Here is a 23,878-nt window from a genome sequence, read left to right as displayed (position 1 = left end):
TCGAGTTCGCGCCGAGTCGGCGCTCCTACACGGTCGTTGGGTTGCTCGCGGTCAATGTGGGAGCCCCGCCCCGGGGCGAATCGTTTGGGCAAAACGGCGCCAGGATGGTGCAACTAAGCTGTTGTCGTTACTTCAGGCTTTCCACACGCACTGGCGCCACGCCCGAGCGGATCATGTCCAGCGCCTCGGCCGCCTTGCGCGACACGTCGATGATCCGCCCGCGGGCGAAGGGGCCGCGGTCGTTGATTCGCACCACTACGCTGCGGTCGTTGTTGAGGTTGGTGACCTTCACCATCGTGCCGAAGGGCAGGGTGCGATGGGCGGCGGTCAGTGCGTTCTGGTCGAAGCGCTCGCCGCTGGCGGTACGGTTGCCGTGGTGGGCCTTGCCGTAATAGGAGGCCTTGCCCTCGGCGCGGTAATCGCCGGGGACGCCACCGCCAAAGCTGCTACAGCCGGCAAGCAGCAGGCTGAACAGCGCCAGCAGTACCGATAATCGACGCATTGCTTTTCTCCATCCCGAACTTCAGATGCGAAAACGCCGGGCAAACCCGGCGTTTTCATAGGCTCAGCCTTCGAGCTTTTTCTTCAGCAGTTCGTTCACTTGCCCCGGGTTGGCCTTGCCCTTGGAGGCTTTCATGGCCTGGCCGACGAAGAAGCCGAACATCTTGCCACGCTTGGCTTCGTCGCTGGCGCGGTACTGTTCTACCTGCTCGGCGTTGGCGGCCAGCACTTCGTCGAGCATCGCCTCGATGGCACCGGAATCGGTGACCTGCTTGAGGCCCTTCTTCTCGATCACTTCATCGGCCGTTGCGCCTTCACCGGCGGCCAGGGCTTCGAAGACCATCTTGGCGATCTTGCCGCTGATGGTGTTGTCCTTGATGCGCAGGATCATGCCGCCCATTTGTTCGGCGGACACCGGCGACTGCTCGATCTCCAGGCCTTCCTTGTTGAGCAGGCTGGACAGCTCGCCCATCACCCAGTTGGCGGACAGCTTGGCGTCGCCGCAGGTCTTCTCGACTGCTTCGAAGTAGTCGGCCATCTCGCGGCTGGCGCTGAGCACGCTGGCATCGTAGGTGGACAGGCCGAACTGGCTTTCGAAACGCTCGCGCTTCTGCGGCGGCAACTCGGGCAACCCGCTGCGCAGTTCGTCGAGGAAGCTGCGCTCGATCACCACCGGCAGCAGGTCCGGGCAGGGGAAGTAACGGTAGTCGTTGGCTTCTTCCTTGCTGCGCATGGACTTGGTTTTGTTGGCTGCTACGTCGTACAGAACGGTTTCCTGCACGATTTTGTTGCCAGACTCGATCTCGTCGATTTGCCACTCGATCTCGGTATTGATCGCGCGCTCAATGAATTTGAATGAGTTGACGTTCTTGATCTCACGGCGCGTGCCGAATTCGGCCTGGCCTTTCGGACGTACCGACACATTGCAGTCGCAGCGCAGCGAACCTTCGGCCATGTTGCCGTCGCAGATGCCCAGGTAACGCACCAGTGCGTGGATGGCTTTCACATAGGCCACCGCTTCCTTGGCCGAACGGATGTCCGGCTCGGAGACGATTTCCAGCAGCGGCGTGCCGGCGCGGTTCAGGTCGATGCCGCTCATGCCCTGGAAGTCTTCGTGCAGGCTCTTGCCGGCGTCCTCTTCGAGGTGCGCGCGGGTGATGCCGATGCGCTTGACGGTGCCGTCTTCCAGGGTGATGTCGAGGAAGCCCTTGCCAACGATGGGGTGGTCCATCTGGCTGGTCTGGTAGCCCTTCGGCAGGTCCGGGTAGAAGTAGTTCTTGCGCGCGAAGACGTTACGCTCGGCGATCTCGGCGTCGATGGCCAGGCCGAACTGGCAGGCCATGCGCACCGCTTCGGCATTGAGCACCGGCAGGGTGCCGGGCATGCCGAGGTCGACCAGGCTGGCCTGGGTGTTGGGCTCGGCGCCAAAGGTGGTGGCGCTGGCCGAGAAGATCTTCGATTGGGTGCTGAGCTGAGCGTGAATCTCGAGCCCGATGACGGTTTCCCATTGCATAAAAGTGTTCCTCAGAATCCGCTCGGTGCTTGTTTGTGCCAGTCGCTGACCTGCTGGTACTGATGTGCGACGTTGAGCAGACGACCTTCCTGGAAGTAGTTGCCAAGCAACTGCACGCCCACCGGCAGGCCATCGACGAAACCGGCCGGCATCGACAGGCCGGGGATGCCGGCCAGGTTGGCGGTGATGGTGTAGATGTCTTCCAGATAGGCGGAGACTGGGTCGGCGTTCTTCTCGCCGAGCTTCCAGGCCAGGTTCGGCGTGGTCGGGCCGAGGATCACGTCGACGTCCTTGAAGGCCGCCACGAAGTCGTTCTTGATCAGGCGGCGGATCTGCTGGGCCTTGATGTAGTAAGCGTCATAGTAGCCAGCGGACAGTGCATAGGTGCCGACCATGATGCGGCGCTTCACTTCCTCGCCGAAGCCTTCGCCACGGGAGCGCTTGTACAGATCCTGCAGGTCCTTCGGGTTCTCGCAGCGGTAGCCGAAACGCACGCCGTCGAAACGCGACAGGTTGGAACTGGCCTCGGCCGGAGCGATCACGTAGTAGGCCGGGATGGCGTGCTGCATGTTCGGCAGGCTGATGTCCTTGACGGTGGCGCCGAGCTTTTTCAGCGCCTCGACCACGGCCATGACTTTCTCGCCAATGCGCGCGTCCAGGCCGGCACCAAAATATTCCTTGGGCAGGCCGATGCGCAGGCCCGCCAGCGGCTGGGCGAGGGCGGCCAGGTAATCATCGACCGGTTGATCGACGCTGGTCGAATCCTTCGGATCGAAACCGGCCATGGCGCCGAGCAGCAGGGCGCAATCCTCGGCAGAGCGGGCCAGCGGGCCGCCCTGGTCGAGGCTGGAGGCGTAGGCGATCATGCCCCAGCGCGACACCCGACCGTAGGTCGGCTTGATGCCGGTGAGGTTGGTCAGCGCGGCCGGCTGGCGAATCGAGCCGCCGGTGTCGGTGCCGGTTGCAGCCGGAATCAGCCGTGCCGCCACGGCAGCCGCGGAGCCGCCGGAGGAGCCACCGGGTACACGGCTGGTGTCCCAGGGGTTCTTGACCGGGCCGTAGTGGCTGGATTCGTTGGCCGAGCCCATGGCGAACTCGTCCATGTTCAGCTTGCCGAGGCTGACGGTGCCGGCAGCCTTGAGCTTGTCGACCACGGTGGCGTCGTAGGGTGCCTTGAAGCCGGTGAGGATCTTCGAGCCGCAACTGGTCAGCACACCCTGGGTGCAGAACAGATCCTTGTGGGCGATCGGTGCGCCGAGCAGCGGGCCGTTTTCACCGGCGGCGCGGCGGGCGTCGGCGGCCTTGGCCTGCTCGAGGGCCTGGTCGGCGGTGACGGTGATGAAGCTGTTGAGCTGCGGGTCGAGCTGCTCGACGCGGCTCAGCAGGCTCTGTGTCAGCTCGGCAGAGGAGAATTGCTTGTCGGCGAGTGCGCGGGCGATCTCGGCCAGGGTCAATTGATGCATGGCGGAAGGCTTTCCTTACTCGATGACTTTGGGAACCAGGTACAGGCCGCTTTCCACGGCCGGGGCGATGGCCTGGTAGGCGTCGCGCTGGTTCGCTTCGGTAACGGCGTCGGCACGCAGACGCTGGGTGGTTTCCAGCGGGTGGGCCAGGGGCTCGATGCCGGTGGTGTCGACCGCCTGCATGTTGTCGATCAGGCCCAGAATGCTGTTGAGGGTTGCGGTGGTCTGTGGCAGTTCACTGTCACTCAGGCCCAGGCGGGCCAGGTGTGCGATCTTTTCCACCTCGGAGCGTTCAAGTGCCATCGGGTTCTCCCTTTGAAAACTGGCCGCAAAGCGGTCGCCAGCGTGCGTATCGGCAGGTACCCGTGCACAGGTGGCAGGGAACGGATGCGTTTGGCTGGCGGTCTAAGGCGGCGACGTGCGGCTTGGGGCGGTTACCGGTAGCGCATGACAGCTTTTCAGTGCTGTCGCCACCCGTGTGAAAGATGCCTCAAGGCCGCGGAAAAACAGGCAATCTAACATATTGGTGCCTTGCTCAAAATCCCTGCCGTTGTTAGAGTTTGCCGCACTTTTTTACCTGCGTGTTTTCTTGCGCCGATCTTTACCACGCGTTGCCTAGGGTCCCTATCCCATGTTCAAAAAACTGCGTGGCATGTTTTCCAGCGATCTGTCGATTGACCTGGGCACTGCCAATACCCTCATTTATGTACGCGAGCGCGGCATCGTCCTGAACGAGCCGTCGGTCGTCGCCATTCGTACCCATGGCAATCAGAAGAGCGTCGTCGCTGTCGGTACCGACGCCAAGCGCATGCTCGGTCGTACTCCTGGCAACATCGCCGCCATTCGCCCGATGAAGGACGGCGTGATCGCCGACTTCAGCGTCTGCGAAAAGATGCTGCAGTACTTCATCAACAAGGTTCACGAAAACAGCTTCCTGCAGCCGTCGCCGCGTGTGCTGATCTGCGTGCCGTGCAAGTCGACCCAGGTCGAGCGCCGCGCCATCCGTGAATCCGCCCTGGGCGCCGGTGCCCGCGAAGTGTTCCTGATCGAAGAACCAATGGCCGCTGCCATCGGTGCCGGCCTGCCGGTAGAAGAAGCCCGTGGTTCGATGGTCGTCGATATCGGCGGTGGTACCACCGAAATCGCGCTGATCTCCCTGAACGGTGTGGTTTACGCCGAATCCGTGCGGGTTGGTGGCGACCGCTTCGACGAAGCCATCATCACCTACGTGCGCCGCAACTACGGCTCGCTGATCGGCGAGTCCACCGCCGAGCGCATCAAGCAGGAAATCGGCACCGCCTACCCGGGCGGCGAGATCCGTGAAGTCGACGTGCGTGGCCGTAACCTGGCCGAAGGCGTACCGCGCAGCTTCACCCTCAACTCCAACGAAGTGCTCGAAGCGCTGCAGGAGTCCCTGGCGACCATCGTCCAGGCGGTCAAGAGTGCCCTGGAGCAGTCGCCGCCGGAGCTGGCTTCGGACATCGCCGAGCGCGGCCTGGTGCTGACCGGTGGTGGCGCGCTGCTGCGTGACCTCGACAAGCTGCTGAGCCAGGAAACCGGCCTGCCGGTGATCGTCGCCGAGGATCCGCTGACCTGCGTCGCCCGTGGCGGCGGCAAGGCGCTGGAAATGATGGATCGCCACACCATGGATCTGCTGTCCACCGAATAAGCCGCACGCCTCACGCTGCAGCAGCTCGGAAGCTACCATCGCGCCGCATGCAGCTTCCGGGCAGGCTACGAGGTAATCGCCATAAAGCCGCTATTCGCCAAAGGTCCGTCGCTCGGTGTACGCCTGCTGGTGTTCGCCGTGCTGTCGGCCACTCTGATGGTCGTCGACGCCCGCCTTACCGTCCTGCAGTCGGTTCGTAGCCAGCTCGGCCTGATCGTCGAGCCCGTCTACTGGCTCGGCCGCCTGCCGGTTACCCTGTGGGAAAGCGCCACCCAGGAACTCAGCTCGCGCAACGAGCTGGCCGCCGAGAACGAGAAGCTCAAGGCCGAACAGCTGATGATGCAGCGCCGCCTGCAGAAGCTGGCCGCGCTGACCGAGCAGAACGTGCGGCTGCGCGAGCTGCTCAACTCCTCGGCCCTGGTCGACGACGAGGTGCTGGCCACCGAGCTGATCGGTATCGACCCCAACCCTTTCACCCATCGCATTCTCATCGACAAGGGCGAGAAGGACGGCGTGGTGCTCGGCCAGCCGGTGCTCGATGCCCGCGGCCTGATGGGCCAGGTGGTCGAAGTGATGCCGTACACCTCCCGTGTGCTGCTGCTCACCGATACCACCCACAGTATTCCCGTGCAGGTCAACCGCAACGGCCTGCGCGCCATCGCCACCGGCACTGGCAACCCCGAGCGCCTGGAACTGCGCCATGTGGCCGACACCGCCGACATCAAGGAAGGCGACCTGCTGGTCAGTTCCGGCCTTGGCCAGCGCTTCCCGGCCGGCTATCCGGTGGCTACGGTGACCGAGGTGGTGCACGACTCCGGCCAGCCGTTCGCCATCGTGCGCGCAGTGCCGACCGCCAATCTCAACCGGACCCGCTACATGCTGCTGGTTTTCACCGACCCGCGCACGCCGGAGCAGCGCGCTGCCGAGTCGGCCGAGGCCCAGGAGGAGGTCGATCGCCGCGCCCTCGAGCATCCTGATGCCGAAGCGCCGGTCGAGGATGCGCCGCCAGTCGAAGCGCCGGCACCTGAAGCAGCGCCGGCAGAACCCGCCGGCGCTGAGGAGGCCCGCCAATGATCGCCACCCGTTCCAGCAACCTCTGGGTGATCTGGGCCAGCCTGGTACTGGCGCTGCTGCTCAGTGTGTCCACGCTGCCACGTTTCATGGAGATCGGCCGGCCGCTGTGGCTGGCGCTGTTTCTCACCTACTGGGTGCTGGCGGTTCCGCACCGCGTCGGCATGACCAGTGCCTTCTGCATCGGCCTGCTGGCGGACGTGCTCAACGGCACGCTGCTGGGACAGAACGCGCTGATCCTCACCCTCATCACCTTTCTGGTGTTGAGCCTGCACCAGCGCCTGCGCATGTTTCCCATGTGGCAGCAGAGCATGGTGCTGCTGGTGGTGTTCGGCGTGGCCCAACTGGTGCAACTGTGGCTCAACGCCCTGACCGGCAACCGCCCGCCGACTTTGGCCTTCGTGTTGCCGGCTCTGGTCAGCGCGCTGCTCTGGCCCTGGGTGTGCACCCTGCTGCGCGCGGTGCACCGGCGCATGCGAGTCAACTGAACCGCGCTGCGGCGCCTGATTGCGAGACCTGTGCATGACCACGCTCTACCTGGCCTCTGCGTCGCCGCGCCGTCGCGAGCTGCTCGCGCAGATCGGCGTTTCCTTCGCCACTCATGTGGTGCCCATCGATGAAACCCCGCAGCCGGGCGAGGCGCCAGCCGCCTACGTCGAGCGCCTGGCGCTGGCCAAGGCGCAGGCGGCCTTCGATACCCTGGCGGATCACCAGGACGCCGTGGTGCTCGGTTCAGACACCGCCGTGGTGCTCGATGGCCGTATTCTCGGTAAGCCCGTCGACCGCGAGGATGCGCTGGCCACGCTGGCTGCGCTGTCCGGCCGCGAGCATCAGGTGCTGACCGCCGTCGCGCTGGTCAGCCAGGCCCGCGCCGAGGCCCGTGTGGTGACCAGCACGGTGCGCTTCAAACCCCTCGACCGGACACAGATCGAAGCGTATTGGGCCACTGGCGAGCCGCGCGACAAGGCCGGCAGTTATGGTATTCAGGGGCTGGCTGCAGTGTTCGTCAGCCAGATGCAGGGCAGTTATTCAGCGGTGGTCGGCCTGCCGTTGTGCGAGACTGCCGAACTGCTCGCGCAATTCGCGATTCCGTGCTGGCAACAGACTGCCAGCGCATAACCCAGAGGTTGCAGGCCGCGATGGTACGGGCGTGATGGGCCCGGCGCTGCTTTCAACTTCATCTCAGCCAAGAGATGGGCGCATGAGTGAAGAAATCCTGATCAACATCACGCCGATGGAGTCGCGCGTGGCGGTGGTGGAAAACGGTGTCCTGCAGGAGGTGCACGTCGAGCGCACCCAGCGCCGTGGCATCGTCGGCAACATCTATAAAGGCAAAGTGGTGCGCGTGCTGCCCGGCATGCAGGCGGCGTTCGTCGACATCGGCCTGGAGCGTGCGGCGTTCATCCATGCTTCGGAAATTTCCAGCCGCGAAGGCAGCGCCGTGGAGAGCATCAGCGCCCTGGTGCACGAAGGCCAGAGCCTGACCGTGCAGGTCACCAAGGACCCCATCGGTAGCAAGGGCGCGCGCCTGACCACCCAGCTGTCGATCCCGTCGCGTTATCTGGTGTACATGCCGCGCACCAGTCATGTCGGCATCTCCCTGAAGATCGAAGACGAAGCCGAGCGCGAGCGCCTCAAGCAGGTGGTCGCCGATTGCGTGGCCGCCGAAGGCATTGCCGAAGCCGGTGGTTTCATCCTGCGCACCGCGGCCGATGGCGCGCGGGCCGACGAGATCCTCGTCGACATCCGCTACCTGCGCCGCCTGTGGACGCAGATCGGCGAACAGATGAAGAGTGCGCCGACGCCCTCGGTGATCTACGAAGACCTGAGCCTGGCCCTGCGTACCCTGCGCGATCTGGTCGGCCCGCGCTCCGAGAAGATCCGCGTCGACTCGCGGGAAACCTTCGGCAAGATCACCAGCTTCGTCGCCGAACTGATGCCGGAGATCGCCGATCGTCTGGAGCACTATCCGGGCGAGCGGCCGATCTTCGACCTGCATGGCATCGAGGACGAGATCCAGAAGGCCCTGGAGCGCAAGGTGCCGCTCAAGTCCGGCGGCTACCTGATCATCGATCCGGCCGAGGCGATGACCACCATCGACGTCAATACCGGCGCCTTCGTCGGTCACCGCACGCTCGAGGAAACCATCTTCAAGACCAATCTCGAAGCGGCCACCGCGATTGCCCGGCAACTGCGCCTGCGCAACCTCGGCGGGATCATCATCATCGACTTCATCGACATGGAAGACGAGGAGCACCAGCGCCAGGTGTTGCGTACCCTGGAAAAACAGCTGGAGCGCGATCACGCCAAGACCAACATCATCGGCATCACCGAACTTGGCCTGGTACAGATGACCCGCAAGCGCACCCGCGAAAGCCTCGAGCAGGTGCTGTGCGAGCCGTGCAGCCACTGCCAGGGTCGCGGCAAGCTGAAAACCGCGGAAACCACTTGCTACGAGATCTTCCGCGAAATTCTTCGTGAAGCCCGCGCCTACCAGCCCGAGGGCTATCGCGTGCTGGCCAACCAGAAGGTGGTCGACCGTCTGCTCGACGAAGAGTCGGGCAACGTCGCCGACCTCGAAGCATTCATAGGACGAACCATCAAGTTCCAGGTCGAAACCATGTACTCCCAGGAACAATACGATGTGGTGCTGCTTTGAAGGCGCCCGGCCGGAACGGAGCATGAACTGAATGGCGCGTTTGGGGCTGGCGTTCGCCACGCTGTTGCGCTGGAGCCTGGGGCTGTGTGCGCTGGGCCTGGTGCTGGCCGCCTTTTATGTGAGCCTTGGTCGCCAGCTGGTGCCTTTGGTGGCCGAGTATCGTGAGGAGGCGCAAACCCGCGCCAGCGAGGCCCTGGGCATGCCGGTCGCCATTGGCGCGCTGGAAGGCCACTGGAGCGGTTTCGCGCCGCTGCTGACCGTGCGCGATCTGCGTATTGGCGAAGGCGAGCAGGCGCTAGCGCTCGAGCAGGTGAAGGTGGTGCCTGACCTGCTCGGCAGCCTGATGGCCTGGCAACCGCGCCTCGCCGACCTGCAGCTCGATGGCCTGAGCCTGACCCTGCGCGAGGACGAGCAGGGCGCCTGGCATGTGGACGGCCTGCCGCAACGGCAGAATCAGCCGCCGCTGGATGTCGCCAAGGCGTTGCGCCAGTCCCGGGTGCTCGGCCATCTTTCCCTGCTCGGCAGCCGGGTGAGCGTCCAGCCGCTCGGGCAGGAGCCGCTGCAACTCACCGACATCAACCTCAGCGTCGATAACGGCAGCAGCCGTCAGCGCCTGAACGCGCGCCTGCATCTGCCGGATGGCCAACCCCTGGCTCTGCAGCTGCGCACGCGTATCCAGCCCGATCACTGGCAGGACGCCCGCGCCGAGCTTTATCTGAATGCGCCGCAGAGCGACTGGGCAGCCTGGCTGCCGCCCAGGCTGACGCGCGACTGGCACCTCGACAACCTGCAACTGGGCGGAGAGCTGTGGGGCGTGTGGGATCAGCGTCAGTTACAGCGCGCGGTCACCCGCCTGCATGCCCCGGCCATCAAGGGGCATTATGGCGAGCGCAAGTCCGTCGCCCTCAAGGACCTGGCCCTGAATGCCTACTTCGAGCGCAACGGTGATGACTTCGACCTGTTGCTGGATGATTTCGCCTTCAGCCGCGGCGACGACCGCTGGGGTGAAGCACGCATCGCCCTGGGCCTTCAGGCTGCCAAGGACGACCAGTCACAGCGTTGGAAGCTGAGCGCCGACCGCCTCGATGTCGGCCCTCTGGTGCCGTTGGTCGAGAGCTTGGCGCCGCTGCCGGACACGGCGCTGGATCTGTTGCAGACCCTCAAGCCCCATGGCGGCCTGCGTAACCTCAACGCCAGCTATCAGCCGGAGGCGCAAGGTCCGCAGCGCCTGCAGTTCTCTGCCAACCTGGAGCGTGTCGGCTTTTCCGCCTGGCATGCCTCGCCTGCCGTCGAGAACGGCAGTGGCAGCATCACCGGCGACCTCGGCGGCGGCGAGCTGAAGGTCGACAGCGAAGATTTCTCCCTGCACCTGACCACCCTGTTCCCAAAGGCCTGGGTCTACCAAGAGGCCAAGGGTCGGCTGACCTGGACCCTCGACGACGAAGGCTTCACCCTGCGCGCGCCCTATTTGCAGGTGGTGGGCAAAGAGGGCAAGGTGGCTGGCGACTTCCTGATCCGCATGCTCAAGGACCCCGAGCGCGAGGACTACATGGACCTGCGCGTCGGTATGCGCGACGGCGATGCGCGCTTCACCGAGAAATACCTGCCGACGCCGGTGCTCAGCCCGGCCCTCGACGAATGGCTGAAGACCGCCATCCACAGCGGCAAGGTCAACGAGGGCTACTTTCAGTATCAGGGTTCGATCAACCGCAACCCCGATCCTGCAGTGCGCAGCATCAGCCTGTTCTTCGACGTGGAGGACGCCGAGCTGGCCTTTCAGCCCGGCTGGCCCACGTTGCGTGATGCCCGTGGGCAGGTGCTGATCGAAGACAGCGGCGTACGCGTGCGGGTTTCCGAAGGCCGCATCCTGAACAGCCGTGTGCGCGAAGCGTTCGCCGACATCCCCCATGTCGACGCTGGCCAGACCCCACACCTGAAACTCAAGGGCAAGCTGCAGAGCAGCGTTGGCGACGGCCTGAAGATCCTTCAGGAAACCCCGTTGGGCGTCGCCGATACCTTCGCTGGCTGGAAGGGCGAGGGCGCCCTGGATGGCGCACTGGACCTGGATATCCCGTTGCAGAAAGGCGAGCCGGCCAACGTGATCGTCGACTTCAGCGCCGACAAGGCCTCGCTGGCGATCAGCAAACCCGAGTTGCAGTTGAGCGACGTGACCGGCGATTTCCGCTACGACACGAGCAAGGGCCTGAGCGCGCCGTCGATAACCGCGCGGGCGCTTGGCCATGCCATTCGTGGCAAGGCGGTGGCCGATGGCCGGCCAGGTCAGGCGCGCAGCCATATCGAAGCCAATGGCGTGGTGGCCCTGAACAACCTGACGCAATGGCTGGGCGTCACGCAGAAGCTGCCCGCCGAAGGCACCCTGCCGTATCGCCTGCGGTTGAGCCTGGAGGGAGCGCAAAGCCAGTTGCGCGTCGACTCCAACCTCAAGGGCCTGAGCATTGCGCTGCCGGCACCCTTCGGCAAGGCGAGCAACGAAGAGCGTTACGCTGATTGGCGCATGACTTTCGGCGGCGCCGAGCAGCGCTACTGGCTCGACTACGCCGATGTCGCCAGCTTTACCCTTGCCGCGCCACCGGGCAAGTTCGACCAGAGCCGTGGTGAGCTGCGCCTCGGTGACGGCCCGGCGATTCTGCCGACCACCCGTGGCGTGCGCGTGCGGGGCCGTGTCGCCCAGGTCAACCTGGCCGAGTGGCAGAAGGCGATCGAGCCCTACCAGCAGTCGTCCCGCCAGAATGCCCAGCAACTGTTCAGCGACGCCGAGCTGCGCATCGGGCGTTTCGAGGGGCTCGGTCAGCAGCTCGACGATCTCGATGTCGGCTTGCGTCCGCTCGATGGCGGTTGGTCGCTGAGCCTGGACAGCACTCTGGCCAAGGGCCGTATCGATCTGTTCGAGGCAACCGGCAAGCCTATCGTCGCCGACATGGAATACGTGCGCCTGCCGGCGTCCAAGCCGAAGACCGAGAACGCGCCGGAGCCGGAAGCACCAGACCCGCTGGCCGACTTCGACCCGCGGCAGATTCCTGCGCTGGATCTGCGCATCGCCCACGTGTTCCAGGGCGACGACGACATGGGCACCTGGTCGCTCAAGGCGCGCCCGGATGCCCAGGGCGTGCAGTTCAGCGACCTGGACATCAACCTCAAGGGCCTCAAGCTGGGCGGCGCGATCGGCTGGCAGGGCGTGCCGGGGCAGACGCGCAGCTGGTACAAGGGGCGCATGCAGGGCGAGAAATTATCCGAAGTGCTCAAGGCGTGGGGCTACGCGCCATCGGCGACCAGCGAGAGCTTCCGCCTGGATGCTGATGGGCATTGGCCAGGCTCTCCCGCCTGGTTCAGCCTCAAGCGCTATTCCGGCAGCCTCGATGCGGCGCTGCGCAAAGGTCAGTTCGTCGACGTACAGGGCTCGGCCTCGGCGCTGCGAGTGTTCGGCCTGCTCAACTTCAACTCCATCGGCCGTCGCCTGCGTCTCGATTTTTCCGACCTGCTCGACAAGGGCTTGAGCTACGACCGGGTGAAAGGCAACCTGCTGGCCACCGACGGCGTTTTCGTCACCCAGGAGCCGATCACCATGACCGGTCCGTCGAGCAACTTGGAGCTCAACGGTACCTTGAACATGGTCAACGAGGGGATCGATGCCAAGCTGCTGGTCACCCTGCCGGTCACCAACAACCTGCCAATCGCCGCATTGATCGTTGGGGCACCGGCTATCGGCGGCGCGCTGTTCATCGCCGACAAGCTGCTCGGCGACCGCGTGGCGCGCTTCGCCAGCGTGCAGTACGACGTCAAGGGCACGCTGCACGACCCGGAGCTGAAATTCGACAAGCCGTTCGAGAAGCCCAACTGAGCCGGAGGTGCCGATGCCATTCGCCGTGATCCAGATGGTCAGCCAGGACGATATCGCCGCCAACCTGCAGCAGGCTCGGCGCCTGCTGGAGCGAGCGGCGGCGGATGGCGCTCGACTGGCCGTGCTGCCGGAAAACTTTTCGGCCCTGGGCCGGCGCGATGCCGCCGCCCTGGGTCGGCTGGAGGCCAGCGGCGAGGGGCCGGTATTACCCTGGCTGCGGCGCACTGCCCGAGAGCTCGGCCTGTGGATCGTTGCCGGCACCTTGCCGCTGCCGCCGCAAGGCGAGCCCGAAGGCAAGCCGCGGGCCTGCTCGCTACTGGTCGATGAGCACGGCCAGTTCGTCGCGCGCTACGACAAGCTGCACCTGTTCGATGTGGACGTCAGCGACAGCCGCGGCCGCTATCGCGAGTCGGACGACTATGCCCATGGCGGGCAAATAGTGTTGGCCGACACACCCGTCGGGCGTCTGGGTTTGACCGTTTGCTATGACCTGCGCTTTCCTGAGCTCTATGGCGCCCTGCGTGAGGCAGGCGCCGAGCTGATCACTGCGCCCTCGGCCTTCACCCGGGTTACCGGGGCGGCGCACTGGGAGGTGCTGATCCGCGCCCGCGCCATCGAAACCCAGTGCTACCTGCTGGCGGCGGCCCAGGGCGGCATTCACCCTGGCGGGCGAGAAACCCACGGCCACAGCCTGATCGTCGACCCCTGGGGGCGTAAGCTGGCAGAGTACGCCGAGGGTGAAGCGATGCTGCTGGCCGAGCGGGATGCCGGCGAGCAGGTGGCGATCCGTGAGCGCATGCCTGTGCTACGACACAAACGATTTTTCGCTGCGGCCGAGCCGCGGCAGCCTGATGTGGAGACCTTATGAGCGACCTGTTATCGACCGTCAGCGAGCAACTGCTGAGCCCCGGCGGCCTGACCCTGGAGCATCTGCCTGGCGTGCTCGGCGAGCTGGCCGGCCCTGGCATCGACGCCGCCGACCTGTACTTCCAGACCCAGGTCTCGGAAACCTGGGTGCTCGAAGACGGCATCGTCAAGGAAGGCAGTTTCAACCTCGACCAGGGCGTGGGCGTACGTGCCCAGTCCGGTGAGAAGACCGGCTTCGCCTACAGCAATGCCATCACCCCCGAAGCGCTGAGCCAGGCGGCTCGCGCCGCGCGCTCGATTGCCCGCGCCGGCCAGCAGGGCCGCGTGCAGGCCTTCAAGGCTACCGAAGTGATGCCGCTTTACGCCGCCGACAACCCGCTGGACGTGATCGACCGCGCCCAGAAGGTCGAGCTGCTCAAGCGCATCGACGTCGCCACCCGCGCCCTGGATCCGCGCATCAAGCAGGTGACGGTGAGCCTGGCCGGCGTCTGGGACCGCGTGCTGGTCGCCGCCACCGACGGCAGCCTGGGCGCCGATATCCGCCCTCTGGTGCGCTTCAACGTCAGCGTGATCGTCGAGCAGAACGGCCGTCGTGAGCGCGGCGGCCACGGCGGCGGTGGGCGTACCGACTACCGCTATTTTCTCAACGAAGACCGGGCCATGGGCTACGCCCGCGAGGCGCTGCGCCAGGCGTTGGTCAACCTCGAGGCGATCGCCGCACCGGCCGGCACCCTGCCGGTGGTGATGGGTGCCGGCTGGTCCGGCGTGCTGCTGCATGAGGCGGTCGGCCACGGTCTGGAAGGTGATTTCAACCGCAAGGGCAGCTCCAACTACAGTGGCAAGATCGGCCAGCAGGTGGCGTCCAAGCTGTGCACCATCGTTGACGACGGCACCCTGGCCGAGCGCCGTGGTTCGTTGAGCATGGACGACGAGGGCACGCCGACCCAGTGCACCACGCTGATCGAGAACGGTGTGCTCAAGGGCTACATGCAGGACAAGCTCAATGCCCGCCTGATGGGCGTGGCGCGCACCGGCAACGGCCGCCGCGAGTCCTACTCGCACCTGCCGATGCCGCGCATGACCAACACTTACATGCTGGCCGGCGAGAGCGACCCCGAGGAAATCATCCGGTCGGTGAAGAAGGGCATCTATTGCGCCAACCTCGGCGGCGGTCAGGTCGACATCACCAGCGGAAAGTTCGTGTTCTCCACCAGCGAGGCTTACCTGATCGAGGACGGCAAGATCACCGCACCGGTCAAGGGTGCGACCCTGATCGGCAACGGTCCGGAGGCGATGAGCCGGGTATCGATGGTCGGTAACGACCTGGCGCTGGACAGCGGCGTCGGCACCTGCGGCAAGGATGGCCAGTCGGTGCCGGTCGGCGTCGGTCAGCCGACCCTGAAGATCGACGCGATCACGGTCGGCGGTACCGGCGCGTGAAGGGCGCGGGCGAGGGCGTCACCCGCGCGCAGGCATGCTTAGCGCAGGCCGCGCTGGGCGTCGTCGAGCTCGCGGATGTACTTGAAGATCTTGCGTGAGGCGGCCGGTGCCTTGTTCTGGGCCGCTTCGTGCTGGGCGTGGCGAATCAGCCCGCGCAGGTGCTGGCGGTCGGCGTCGGGGTACTCGGTGATGAATTTCTCCAGCACTTCGTCGTTGCCCTCGATCAGTCGGTCACGCCAGCGCTCGAGGTTGTGGAAGCGTTCGTTGTACTGGCGCGTGGAGGCGTCGACCTGGTCGAGCAGTGCGACGATGGCGTCGATGTCCTGTTCGCGCATCAGCTTGCCGATGAACTGGACATGGCGCTTCTTGGCCGAGTTGGCGGTGTGCTTCGGTGCTTCTTCCAGGGCGCGGCGCAAGGCGTCGGTCAGCGGCAGCTTGCGCTGCAAGTCGGGCTTGAGGCCGGCCAGGCGCTGGCCCAGTTCCTGGAGCGCATGCAGCTCGCGCTTGACCTGGGATTTGCTCTTCTCGCCGGAGAAGTCATCGGAGTAATCAGACATGGGGCGGTGATCCAATGGGAAACGCCGCCATGATAGCAGCAAGTTTCTTGCCGCATGCGCGACCCGCGTCGTTGCCGCTGTGGCTATCGTTCAGGAGTCGTTATGAGTGAAGTGGAAGTAGTCGGACCCGCCGCGTTGCCCGGTTTGCAGGCGCAGGTCGAACAGATTATCGCCGAGGCCAAAAAGCAGGGCGCCACCGCCTGCGAGGTCGCCGTATCGGTAGAGCAGGGGCTTTCCACCACGGTGCGTCAGCGCGAGGTGGAAACCGTCGAGTTCAATCGCGACCAGGGTTTCGGGATCACCCTGTACGTGGGCCAGCGCAAAGGCTCGGCCAGTACCTCGGCCACCGGCGAGGCAGCCATTCGCGAAACCGTGGCCGCCGCCCTGGCGATTGCCAAGCACGCCTCCGAGGACGAAAGCGCCGGCCTGGCCGATGCTGCACTGATGGCCCGCGACCTGCCGGAGCTGGACCTCTATCACGCCTGGGACATCACCCCCGAGCAAGCCGTCGAGCGTGCATTGATCTGCGAAGCGGCGGCCTTCGATGCCGATGCGCGCATTCGCAATGCCGATGGCACCAGCCTGGGTACCCACCAGGGCTGCCGCGTGTATGGCAACAGCCATGGCTTCATCGGCGGTTACGCCAGCACCCGCCACAGCCTCAGTTGCGTGATGATCGCCGAGAGCGAAGGGCAGATGCAGCGCGATTACTGGTATGACGTGAACCGCCAGGGCAATCTGCTCGCTGACCCTGCCAGCATCGGCCGGCGCGCCGCGCAACGGGCGGTCAGCCGCCTTGGCGCTCGGCCGGTGCCGACCTGCGAGGTGCCGGTGTTGTTTTCCGCGGAGTTGGCCACCGGGCTGTTCGGCAGCTTTCTCGGCGCCATCTCAGGCGGCGCCCTGTACCGCAAGTCGTCGTTCCTAGAAGGCACCCTGGGCGAGCAACTGTTCCCGTCCTGGCTGAATCTCGACGAGCGCCCGCACATTCCGCGGGCCATGGGCAGCGCCGCGTTCGATGGCGACGGGCTGGCCACTTACGCCAAGCCGTTCGTCGAGGGTGGCCGGCTGGTTTCCTACATCCTGAGCACCTACTCCGGGCGCAAGCTGGGCATGCCCAGCACCGCCAATGCCGGAGGCGTACACAACCTGTTCGTCAGCCACGGCGAGGAAGATCAGCAGGCACTGATCAAGCGCATGGGTCGCGGTCTGTTGGTCACCGAGTTGATGGGCCACGGCCTGAACATGGTGACCGGTGACTATTCACGCGGTGCGGGCGGTTACTGGGTCGAAAATGGCGAGATCCAGTTCGCCGTGCAGGAGGTGACCATCGCCGGCAACATGCGCGACATGTTCCGGCAGATCGTCGCGGTGGGTAGCGATCTGGAACTGCGCAGCAATATCCGCACGGGCTCGGTGTTGATCGAGAAAATGACCGTCGCCGGTAGTTGAGTTCAGCGGGGCATCCCAGGTGCCCTTTTCTCGAAAACCGTCGCGCAAGGTGACGGTTTTAGATACTCGTGTTTCCCTTCATAAGGCTCACCGGGCAGATCTGCCTATTCCCTGATACTCCTTCCTGCTGAATCGGCATCTGCGTTTGCATTTACCGCAAGGGATTGATTATTTTTCCTATTTAGGAATTAATATCATTATCTTTTGAGGGATTGCCATGAGATTTCGCACGAGCAATACGCCCTGTCTGGATTGCTGGCACTGGCTGGGATTCAGGATTCGCTGCGCGCTGCTGCCGGACGAGCCGCGGCTGCTGGAACTGCATTGGGCCCAGGGCAGGCAGTTGGTCGAACACGGGCGCCTGTGCCCCTGGCGGATGTCGCTGACCACCCTGACCCTGCTCATGGACACCGCCTGCGATACGGCGCTGCCCTGGCACTGGCGCAGTGTCTGCCTGGATCACGCCTACCGCTCGCTCTATGCCCTGCAGCACCTGGCGGTCGACCGCGAGCAGCAAGGCAGCCTCAATCGCGCGCGCAATCGTCTGGCGACGTTGCGCATGCAGCCCTCGCTTTCGATGTCCGAACTGGCAGAAGGAAATCCTTATGAGTAACCACCGCAGCGACACCCGTATCGAACGCGACAGCATGGGTGAACTGGCTGTGCCCGCCTCAGCGCTCTATGGCGCCCAGACCCAGCGTGCGGTCAACAACTTCCCGGTGTCGGGGCAGGCCATGCCCGAGGCGTTCATACGAGCCTTGGTGCTGGCCAAGGCGGCGGCCGCTCGCGCCAACGTCGACCTGGAGCAGATCCTGCCCGCCCAGGGCGATGCAATCGTCGCGGCATGCCAGCAATTGCTGGCCGAAGACTTCATGCAGCATTTTCCGGTGGATGTGTTTCAGACCGGCTCCGGCACCAGCTCCAACATGAACGCCAACGAGGTGATCGCCACCCTGGCCACGCGCATTCTGGGCGAGCCGATCAACCCCAACGATCACGTCAACTGCGGCCAGAGCAGCAATGACATCATCCCCACCACCATCCATGTCAGTGCCGCCATCGAGGTCAGCGAAAAGCTGCTGCCCGCCCTGGGGCATCTGCTCGAAGTGCTGTGCAACAAATCCCTGGCGGTGCAGCCGTACGTGAAGACCGGCCGTACTCACCTGATGGATGCCATGCCGGTGCGCATGAGCCAGGTGCTCGATGGCTGGGCTCAGCAGATCCAGGCCAACATCCAGCTACTCACCGGGTTGCTGCCGGCGCTGCAGGCGCTGGCTCAGGGCGGCACCGCGGTGGGCACCGGCATCAACGCCCATCCGCGTTTTGCCGAGCTGTTCTGCCAGGAGCTCAATGCCCTGACCGGTCGGCAGTTCACGCCGGGCACCAATTTCTTCGCCCTGATCGGCTCCCAGGATACCGCGGTCGCGCTGTCCGGCCAGCTCAAGACCACTGCCGTTTCGCTGATGAAGATCGCCAACGACCTGCGCTGGATGAACTCGGGGCCCCTGGCCGGCCTCAGCGAGATCGAGCTGGAAGCCCTGCAGCCCGGCTCGTCGATCATGCCCGGCAAGGTCAACCCGGTGATCCCCGAAGCCACCGCCATGGTCGCCGCCCAGGTAATCGGCAATGACGCCGCCATCGCCGTGGCCGGGCAGTCCGGCAACTTCGAGTTGAACGTCATGCTGCCGGTCATCGCCCACAACCTGCTCGGCAGCATCGAGCTGCTGGCCAATGTCAGCCGCCTGCTGGCCGACCGCGCCATCGCCAGCTTCAAGGTCAACGAGCCCAAGCTCAAGGAAGCGTTGGGGCGCAATCCGATTCTGGTAACCGCGCTCAATCCGTTGATCGGCTACCAGAAAGCTGCGGAAATCGCCAAGAAAGCCTACCGCGAAGGCCGCCCCATCATCGATGTAGCCGAGGAAATGACCGAGCTGGGCCGTGCCGAACTGGAACAACTGCTCAACCCTGAACGCCTTACCGAAGGTGGTCTCTAGGCGTTGCAGCGCATCGGTGTCTGACGTCAGGCGAGGAGGCAGATCATGGAGCAGTGGAAACGACTCATCGAAGCCGGTAACCGCTACTTCGCCGAAGGCCGCTGGGTCGAGGCGCGCGAGCAGTATCTACAGGCACTCGCCCTGGCGCAGGTGCTGTTCGAGCGCTGGCGCGATGCCGATGCAGCGGTGGCCGCGTTCGTCGTCTCGCAGCACAACCTGGCCGACCTGCAGTTGACGATCGGCCACCCCGAGGGCGCGGCCGAGCATTTGTGCGCCTCTCATGAACACCTGTTGCACTGCATGGCGGCCGCGCACCTGTCGCCTGCGCTGCGCCAGGCCGCCATGAATCACAGCCGGCGCACTTACGCCGGTGTATTGAACTTTGTCGCTGAGCACGGGGCCTACCCCCGTACAGATCGATTGCTGGAGGCACATGCGTCCGGCGATGCGTCAACGGCAGCGCATCCGATGCCTGCCGCCCGTCAGTACCATTAGAGGAGTGAAACCATGCCGTATAGCCTGCCTGCTCTGCCTTATGCTTACGATGCCCTGGAACCGCACATCGATGCGCAGACCATGGAGATTCACCACAGCAAGCACCATCAGACTTACGTCAACAACCTCAATGCCGCGCTGGAAGGCAACGCACTGGGCGAGTTGCCGGTCGAGGAGCTGCTGACCCGTCTTAAGGAGGTACCGGAAGACAAGCGCGGTGCCGTGATCAACAACGGTGGCGGTCACGCTAACCACTCGCTGTTCTGGACGGTGATGAGCACCAGCGGTGGCGGCGAGCCACAGGGCGATCTGAAAGCGGCCATCGACAGCCAGTTGGGTGGCTTCGAGGCGTTCAAGGAAGCCTTCACCAAGGCTGCACTGACCCGCTTCGGCAGTGGCTGGGCCTGGCTCAGCGTGACGCCGCAGAAAAAGCTGGTGGTCGAAAGTACCGGTAACCAGGACAGCCCGCTGATGAACGGCAACACGCCGATCCTCGGCCTGGACGTGTGGGAGCACGCCTATTACCTGCGTTACCAGAATCGTCGTCCGGAATACATCGGCGCGTTCTATAACGTGGTCGATTGGGCGGAAGTTGCCCGTCGCTATCAAGCCGCGCTGGCGTGATTCACGTTTTCGGGAGCATCCATGAGCCCACTGCATGAGCTGATCGTGGCCAACCGCCGCTCGCTGCGTTATGCATTGGGTTTCATGGTGGTTTTTGCGGGCGGGTTGATCCTCGCCCTCAAACTCCTCGACGGCGCTTCGGCCTGGTTCCTCTGAGCGGCTGCGCCTCGGTTATTCGCCTTCGTCGAAGTAGTTGTTGATCAGGTCGACCAGCGCCTGAAGCGCCTCGTCCTCGCGTTCACCTTCGGTCAGCAGGTGCACGTTGGTGCCTTTGCCTGCCGCCAGCATCATCACCGCCATGATGCTCTTGCCGTCGACCATCGATTCGGCACTACGACCAATCTTGATCTGGCACGGAAAGCGCCCCGCGACGCCAACGAACTTGGCGGCGGCCCGGGCATGCAGACCGAGCTTGTTGATGATGGTGATTTCACGGGCGGGCATCGCAGCAATTCCTTAACTGAGGTCGCGGTGGCGGATCTGAACGTTCTTCAGTAGCGGCTTGAGGGCCTGGCCCAGGCGATTGGCCAGATAGACGGAGCGGTGATGACCACCCGTGCAGCCGATACCCACGGTCACGTAGGAGCGGTTGCTGGCGGCGAAGCGCGGTAGCCACTTGTGCAGGTAGGTGTAGATGTCCTGATACATTTCCTCGACATCCGCCTGTGCTGCCAGATATTCCTCTACGGGCTGCTCCAGGCCGGTGAAATCACGCAGCTCGGGTTTCCAGTAAGGATTGGGCAGGCAGCGCACGTCGAACACCAGATCGGCGTCCACCGGCATGCCGCGCTTGAAGCCGAACGATTCGATCAGATAGGCGGTGCCTGGCTCTGACTGGTTGAGCAGGCGCAGTTTGAGAATGTCGCGCAACTGATACAGATTCAGGTGCGTGGTATCGATCTTCAGGTCGGCCCGGTCGATGATCGGGCTCAGCAACTTGACCTCGGCGACCATGGCCTCGGCCAGGGAGCGCTGATCGTTGGTCAGTGGATGGCGGCGGCGGGTTTCCGAGAAGCGCTTGAGCAGGGTCTCCTCACTGGCATCCAGGTACAGCACATCACAGTGGATATTGCGCGAGCGAACCTCATCGAGCAGTTCGGCGAAGCGCCTGAGCTGGCTGGGCAGGTTGCGTGCGTCGATGGACACCGCCACCTGCGGATGCAGCAATTCGGTGTTGGGTAATGCGCGCTCCGCCAGCTCTGGCAGCAACCCAGCGGGCAGGTTGTCGATGCAATAGAACCCATTGTCTTCGAGCACATCGAGCGCCGTGCTCTTGCCCGAGCCGGAACGACCGCTGACGATGATCAGGCGCATGGGTTCACCCCGCAGGCTATTGGCCGTTCTGGACGTTCACGACGGTCTGGTACAGGGATTCGCTGTCTTGAGCCTGGCGAAGCCGTTCGCGGACATCCTCACGGTCGAACATGCTGGCGATCTGGCGCAGCAGTTCGAGGTGTTCGTCGGTGGCCGCCTCAGGAACCAGCAGCACGAAGAGCAGGTCGACGGGGGCGCCATCGATAGCGTCGAAGTCGACCGCAGTGCTCAGCTTGAGCAGGGCACTGATCGGCGTGCTACAGCCGGGCAGGCGGCAGTGGGGAATGGCGATGCCGTTACCGAAGCCAGTCGAACCGAGCTTCTCGCGGGCGATCAGGCTTTCATAGATGGTCTGGCCATCGAGATCGGGCAGGTCACGCGCGATCACGCTGGCTATCTGTTCGAGGACGCGTTTCTTGCTGCCGCCCGGCACGTTCACCAGGGAACGGCCGGGGGTCAGGATGGTTTCAAGTCGGATCATAGGAGAAGGACGAACTCAGCGGGCCATTGCGCCCTGCTGGCGATCGAGCTGTTTTTCCTTGTGCTTGATAAGTTGGCGATCGAGTTTGTCGGTGAGTAGATCGATGGCTGCATACATGTCGTCGTGCTCGGCATTGGCCACCACTTCGCCTCCTGCGATGTGCAAGGTGGCTTCGACTTTCTGCTTGAGTTTCTCGACCTCCAGGATGACCTGCACATTGGTGATCTTGTCGAAGTGTCGCTCGAGGCGCTCGAGCTTTTCTTCGATGTAGCTGCGTAGTGCGTCTGTCACATCCAGCTGGTGTCCACTGATGTTGACTTGCATACCGCTTCTCCTTGTTGCCGTGTGTGAGTGGCGGGTGTTGAACCCGCCGCAGGAACACTGGGGCTTCGCTTTCGCTACAAGGGCTCCCTTACATCAGTCGCTTGCGTTCGCTCGAAGGCGCTATACCGAGCGATTCACGGTACTTGGCGACTGTGCGGCGCGCCACTTGAATGCCCTGTGCTTCCAGTAAACCAGCGATCTTGCTGTCGCTCAATGGCTTTTTCGCATTTTCCGCTGCGACCAGTTTTTTGATGATTGCGCGGATCGCGGTCGACGAACATTCACCGCCTTCGGAGGTGCTGACATGACTGGAGAAGAAGTACTTCAGCTCGTAAATGCCACGCGGTGTGTGCATGTACTTCTGGGTGGTGACGCGGGAGATGGTCGACTCGTGCATGCCTACCGCCTCGGCGATGTCGTGCAGTACCAGTGGTTTCATCGCCTCGTCGCCATAATCCAGGAAGCCGCGCTGGTGCTCGACGATCTGCGTGGCGACCTTCATAAGGGTTTCGTTGCGGCTCTGCAGGCTCTTGATGAACCAGCGTGCTTCCTGCAACTGGTTGCGCATGAAGGTGTTGTCGGCGCTGGAGTCGGCGCGCTTCACGAAGCCGGCATACTGGGCGTTGACGCGCAGACGCGGCATGGCTTCCTGGTTGAGCTCGACCAGCCAGCGATCATTGTGCTTGCGCACGATCACGTCCGGCACCACGTACTCCGGTTCGCTGGACTCGATCTGCGAGCCGGGTCGCGGGTTGAGGCTCTGGATCAGCTCGATGACCGGGCGCAGCTCATCTTCCTTGAGTTTCATGCGGCGCATCAGCTGACTGTAGTCACGGTTGCCGAGCAGATCCAGATAATCGCTGGTCAGGCGCTGCGCTTCGCTGAGCCAGGGCGTGGAGGCGGGCAGTTGGCGCAGTTGCAGGAGCAGGCACTCGCGCAGATCCCGTGCAGCGATGCCCGATGGCTCGAACTGCTGGATACGGTGCAGAACGGCTTCGACTTCATCCAGCTCGACGTCCAGCTCGGGGTCGAACGACTCGACGATTTCGTCGAGGGTTTCCTCCAGATAGCCCTGGTCGTTGATGCAGTCGATGAGCGTCACGGCGATCAGGCGGTCCTTGTCGGACATGGGCGCCAGATTGAGTTGCCAGAGCATATGGCTCTGCAGGCTCTCGCCGGATGAGGTGCGGGTGGTGAAATCCCATTCGTCATCATCGTTGCTAGGCAGGCTGCTGGCGCTGGTCTGGTAGATGTCTTCCCAGGCCGTGTCGACGGGCAATTCGTTGGGAATGCGTTCGCCCCATTCACCCTCTTCGAGGTTGTCGACGGTCTGGGTGCTTTCCTGGAAGCTGGATTCCTGAAAGGTCTCTTCCTGGGCGGCGGGCGAGGTCGGGCTTTCGGCGCCATCGGCCATCGGGTCGGAATTGTCGAAGTCTTCGCCTTCTTCCTGACGCTCCAGCATCGGGTTGGATTCCAGCGCCTCCTGGATTTCCTGTTGCAGGTCCAGGGTCGACAGTTGGAGCAGGCGAATGGCTTGTTGCAGCTGCGGTGTCATCGTCAGCTGCTGGCCCATTTTCAGGACTAGCGATGGTTTCATT

The 23,878-nt window shown here is 64.0% G+C and carries 24 protein-coding genes; 14 read left to right on the top strand and 10 right to left on the bottom strand.

The window, feature by feature from the left end; translation table 11 throughout:
• Nucleotides 1–127: 127 nt before the first annotated feature.
• The 4 genes from BVH01_RS04730 to gatC form a co-directional block, all read right to left on the bottom strand.
• Nucleotides 128–502, bottom strand: a complete 375-nt coding sequence (locus BVH01_RS04730; protein ID WP_075929232.1) for a septal ring lytic transglycosylase RlpA family protein — start codon at nucleotides 500–502, stop codon at nucleotides 128–130.
• Between the two features lie 63 nt (nucleotides 503–565).
• The gene (gene gatB, locus BVH01_RS04725; RefSeq protein ID WP_075929231.1) at nucleotides 566–2,014 is read right to left on the bottom strand and encodes an Asp-tRNA(Asn)/Glu-tRNA(Gln) amidotransferase subunit GatB; all 1,449 of its coding nucleotides are present in this window, start codon (nucleotides 2,012–2,014) and stop codon (nucleotides 566–568) included.
• An 11-nt stretch (nucleotides 2,015–2,025) separates the two neighbouring features.
• Nucleotides 2,026–3,477 (bottom strand): Asp-tRNA(Asn)/Glu-tRNA(Gln) amidotransferase subunit GatA, encoded by a 1,452-nt coding sequence (gene gatA, locus BVH01_RS04720; RefSeq protein WP_075929230.1) that lies wholly within the window; start codon nucleotides 3,475–3,477, stop codon nucleotides 2,026–2,028.
• A 15-nt stretch (nucleotides 3,478–3,492) separates the two neighbouring features.
• Entirely contained in the window at nucleotides 3,493–3,780 is a 288-nt protein-coding gene (gatC, locus tag BVH01_RS04715) for an Asp-tRNA(Asn)/Glu-tRNA(Gln) amidotransferase subunit GatC (protein WP_013792779.1), read from the bottom strand.
• Nucleotides 3,781–4,108: 328 nt separating this feature from the next.
• On the opposite strand from gatC, the gene mreB reads away from it, so the two are divergent.
• The 8 genes from mreB to tldD all read left to right on the top strand — a co-directional run bounded on the left by mreB (nucleotide 4,109) and on the right by tldD (nucleotide 15,042).
• Nucleotides 4,109–5,146 carry a rod shape-determining protein MreB gene (gene mreB, locus BVH01_RS04710; RefSeq protein WP_070884352.1) on the top strand — a complete coding sequence of 346 codons (1,038 nt, stop codon included), beginning with the start codon at nucleotides 4,109–4,111 and terminating at the stop codon, nucleotides 5,144–5,146.
• Between the two features lie 81 nt (nucleotides 5,147–5,227).
• Entirely contained in the window at nucleotides 5,228–6,220 is a 993-nt protein-coding gene (gene mreC, locus BVH01_RS04705; protein WP_075929229.1) for a rod shape-determining protein MreC, read from the top strand.
• Nucleotides 6,217–6,705, top strand: coding sequence for a rod shape-determining protein MreD (mreD, locus tag BVH01_RS04700; RefSeq protein WP_075929228.1), 489 nt, complete (start codon nucleotides 6,217–6,219; stop codon nucleotides 6,703–6,705). The genes mreC and mreD overlap by 4 nt, the downstream gene beginning before the upstream one ends.
• A gap of 34 nt (nucleotides 6,706–6,739) precedes the next feature.
• Nucleotides 6,740–7,336: a nucleoside triphosphate pyrophosphatase gene (locus tag BVH01_RS04695; RefSeq protein WP_075929227.1), complete on the top strand. Its 597-nt coding sequence runs from the start codon at nucleotides 6,740–6,742 to the stop codon at nucleotides 7,334–7,336.
• Nucleotides 7,337–7,418: 82 nt separating this feature from the next.
• Nucleotides 7,419–8,876 carry a ribonuclease G gene (gene rng, locus BVH01_RS04690; RefSeq protein ID WP_075929226.1) on the top strand — a complete coding sequence of 486 codons (1,458 nt, stop codon included), beginning with the start codon at nucleotides 7,419–7,421 and terminating at the stop codon, nucleotides 8,874–8,876.
• Nucleotides 8,877–8,907: 31 nt separating this feature from the next.
• Entirely contained in the window at nucleotides 8,908–12,735 is a 3,828-nt protein-coding gene (locus BVH01_RS04685) for a YhdP family protein (RefSeq protein WP_075929225.1), read from the top strand.
• Nucleotides 12,736–12,748: 13 nt separating this feature from the next.
• Nucleotides 12,749–13,603, top strand: coding sequence for a carbon-nitrogen hydrolase family protein (locus tag BVH01_RS04680; RefSeq protein ID WP_075929224.1), 855 nt, complete (start codon nucleotides 12,749–12,751; stop codon nucleotides 13,601–13,603).
• On the top strand, nucleotides 13,600–15,042 hold the full coding sequence (gene tldD, locus BVH01_RS04675) for a metalloprotease TldD (RefSeq protein WP_075929223.1): 1,443 nt from the start codon (nucleotides 13,600–13,602) through the stop codon (nucleotides 15,040–15,042). The genes BVH01_RS04680 and tldD overlap by 4 nt, the downstream gene beginning before the upstream one ends.
• 38 nt (nucleotides 15,043–15,080) lie before the next feature.
• On the opposite strand, the gene yjgA is transcribed toward tldD, so the two are convergent.
• The gene (gene yjgA, locus BVH01_RS04670; RefSeq protein ID WP_075929222.1) at nucleotides 15,081–15,599 is read right to left on the bottom strand and encodes a ribosome biogenesis factor YjgA; all 519 of its coding nucleotides are present in this window, start codon (nucleotides 15,597–15,599) and stop codon (nucleotides 15,081–15,083) included.
• A 102-nt stretch (nucleotides 15,600–15,701) separates the two neighbouring features.
• Here yjgA and pmbA point away from each other — a divergent pair, with 102 nt between their 5' ends.
• The 6 genes from pmbA (at nucleotide 15,702) to BVH01_RS24915 (ending at nucleotide 20,317) form a co-directional block, all read left to right on the top strand.
• Nucleotides 15,702–17,048: a metalloprotease PmbA gene (gene pmbA, locus BVH01_RS04665; RefSeq protein WP_075929221.1), complete on the top strand. Its 1,347-nt coding sequence runs from the start codon at nucleotides 15,702–15,704 to the stop codon at nucleotides 17,046–17,048.
• Nucleotides 17,049–17,265: 217 nt separating this feature from the next.
• Nucleotides 17,266–17,661 (top strand): hypothetical protein, encoded by a 396-nt coding sequence (locus BVH01_RS24785; protein WP_075929220.1) that lies wholly within the window; start codon nucleotides 17,266–17,268, stop codon nucleotides 17,659–17,661.
• Complete coding sequence (gene fumC / locus BVH01_RS04655; RefSeq protein ID WP_075929219.1) at nucleotides 17,654–19,042, top strand: class II fumarate hydratase FumC; 1,389 nt, start codon at nucleotides 17,654–17,656, stop codon at nucleotides 19,040–19,042. Before BVH01_RS24785 ends, fumC begins: the two co-directional genes overlap by 8 nt.
• Nucleotides 19,043–19,087: 45 nt before the next feature.
• Nucleotides 19,088–19,537: a hypothetical protein gene (locus BVH01_RS04650; RefSeq protein WP_075929218.1), complete on the top strand. Its 450-nt coding sequence runs from the start codon at nucleotides 19,088–19,090 to the stop codon at nucleotides 19,535–19,537.
• A 12-nt stretch (nucleotides 19,538–19,549) separates the two neighbouring features.
• On the top strand, nucleotides 19,550–20,161 hold the full coding sequence (locus BVH01_RS04645; RefSeq protein WP_075929217.1) for a superoxide dismutase: 612 nt from the start codon (nucleotides 19,550–19,552) through the stop codon (nucleotides 20,159–20,161).
• A 21-nt stretch (nucleotides 20,162–20,182) separates the two neighbouring features.
• Nucleotides 20,183–20,317 (top strand): hypothetical protein, encoded by a 135-nt coding sequence (locus BVH01_RS24915; RefSeq protein ID WP_256562703.1) that lies wholly within the window; start codon nucleotides 20,183–20,185, stop codon nucleotides 20,315–20,317.
• 15 nt (nucleotides 20,318–20,332) lie between these two features.
• On the opposite strand, the gene BVH01_RS04640 is transcribed toward BVH01_RS24915, so the two are convergent.
• From BVH01_RS04640 to BVH01_RS04620, 5 genes are all read right to left on the bottom strand, one after another.
• The gene (locus BVH01_RS04640; RefSeq protein WP_075929216.1) at nucleotides 20,333–20,605 is read right to left on the bottom strand and encodes an HPr family phosphocarrier protein; all 273 of its coding nucleotides are present in this window, start codon (nucleotides 20,603–20,605) and stop codon (nucleotides 20,333–20,335) included.
• Nucleotides 20,606–20,617: 12 nt separating this feature from the next.
• The gene (rapZ, locus tag BVH01_RS04635; RefSeq protein ID WP_075929215.1) at nucleotides 20,618–21,475 is read right to left on the bottom strand and encodes an RNase adapter RapZ; all 858 of its coding nucleotides are present in this window, start codon (nucleotides 21,473–21,475) and stop codon (nucleotides 20,618–20,620) included.
• Between the two features lie 16 nt (nucleotides 21,476–21,491).
• The gene (gene ptsN / locus BVH01_RS04630; RefSeq protein WP_075929214.1) at nucleotides 21,492–21,956 is read right to left on the bottom strand and encodes a PTS IIA-like nitrogen regulatory protein PtsN; all 465 of its coding nucleotides are present in this window, start codon (nucleotides 21,954–21,956) and stop codon (nucleotides 21,492–21,494) included.
• 15 nt (nucleotides 21,957–21,971) lie between these two features.
• On the bottom strand, nucleotides 21,972–22,280 hold the full coding sequence (hpf, locus tag BVH01_RS04625) for a ribosome hibernation-promoting factor, HPF/YfiA family (protein WP_013792760.1): 309 nt from the start codon (nucleotides 22,278–22,280) through the stop codon (nucleotides 21,972–21,974).
• Between the two features lie 88 nt (nucleotides 22,281–22,368).
• Nucleotides 22,369–23,877, bottom strand: coding sequence for an RNA polymerase factor sigma-54 (locus BVH01_RS04620; RefSeq protein ID WP_075929213.1), 1,509 nt, complete (start codon nucleotides 23,875–23,877; stop codon nucleotides 22,369–22,371).
• Between the last annotated feature and the right edge of the window lies 1 nt (nucleotide 23,878).

The organism is Pseudomonas sp. PA1(2017), from assembly GCF_001945375.1.
Lineage (GTDB): Bacteria > Pseudomonadota > Gammaproteobacteria > Pseudomonadales > Pseudomonadaceae > Aquipseudomonas.
Note: the sequence above shows the minus strand (reverse complement) of the source record. Positions and strands in the feature narration are given on the sequence as shown.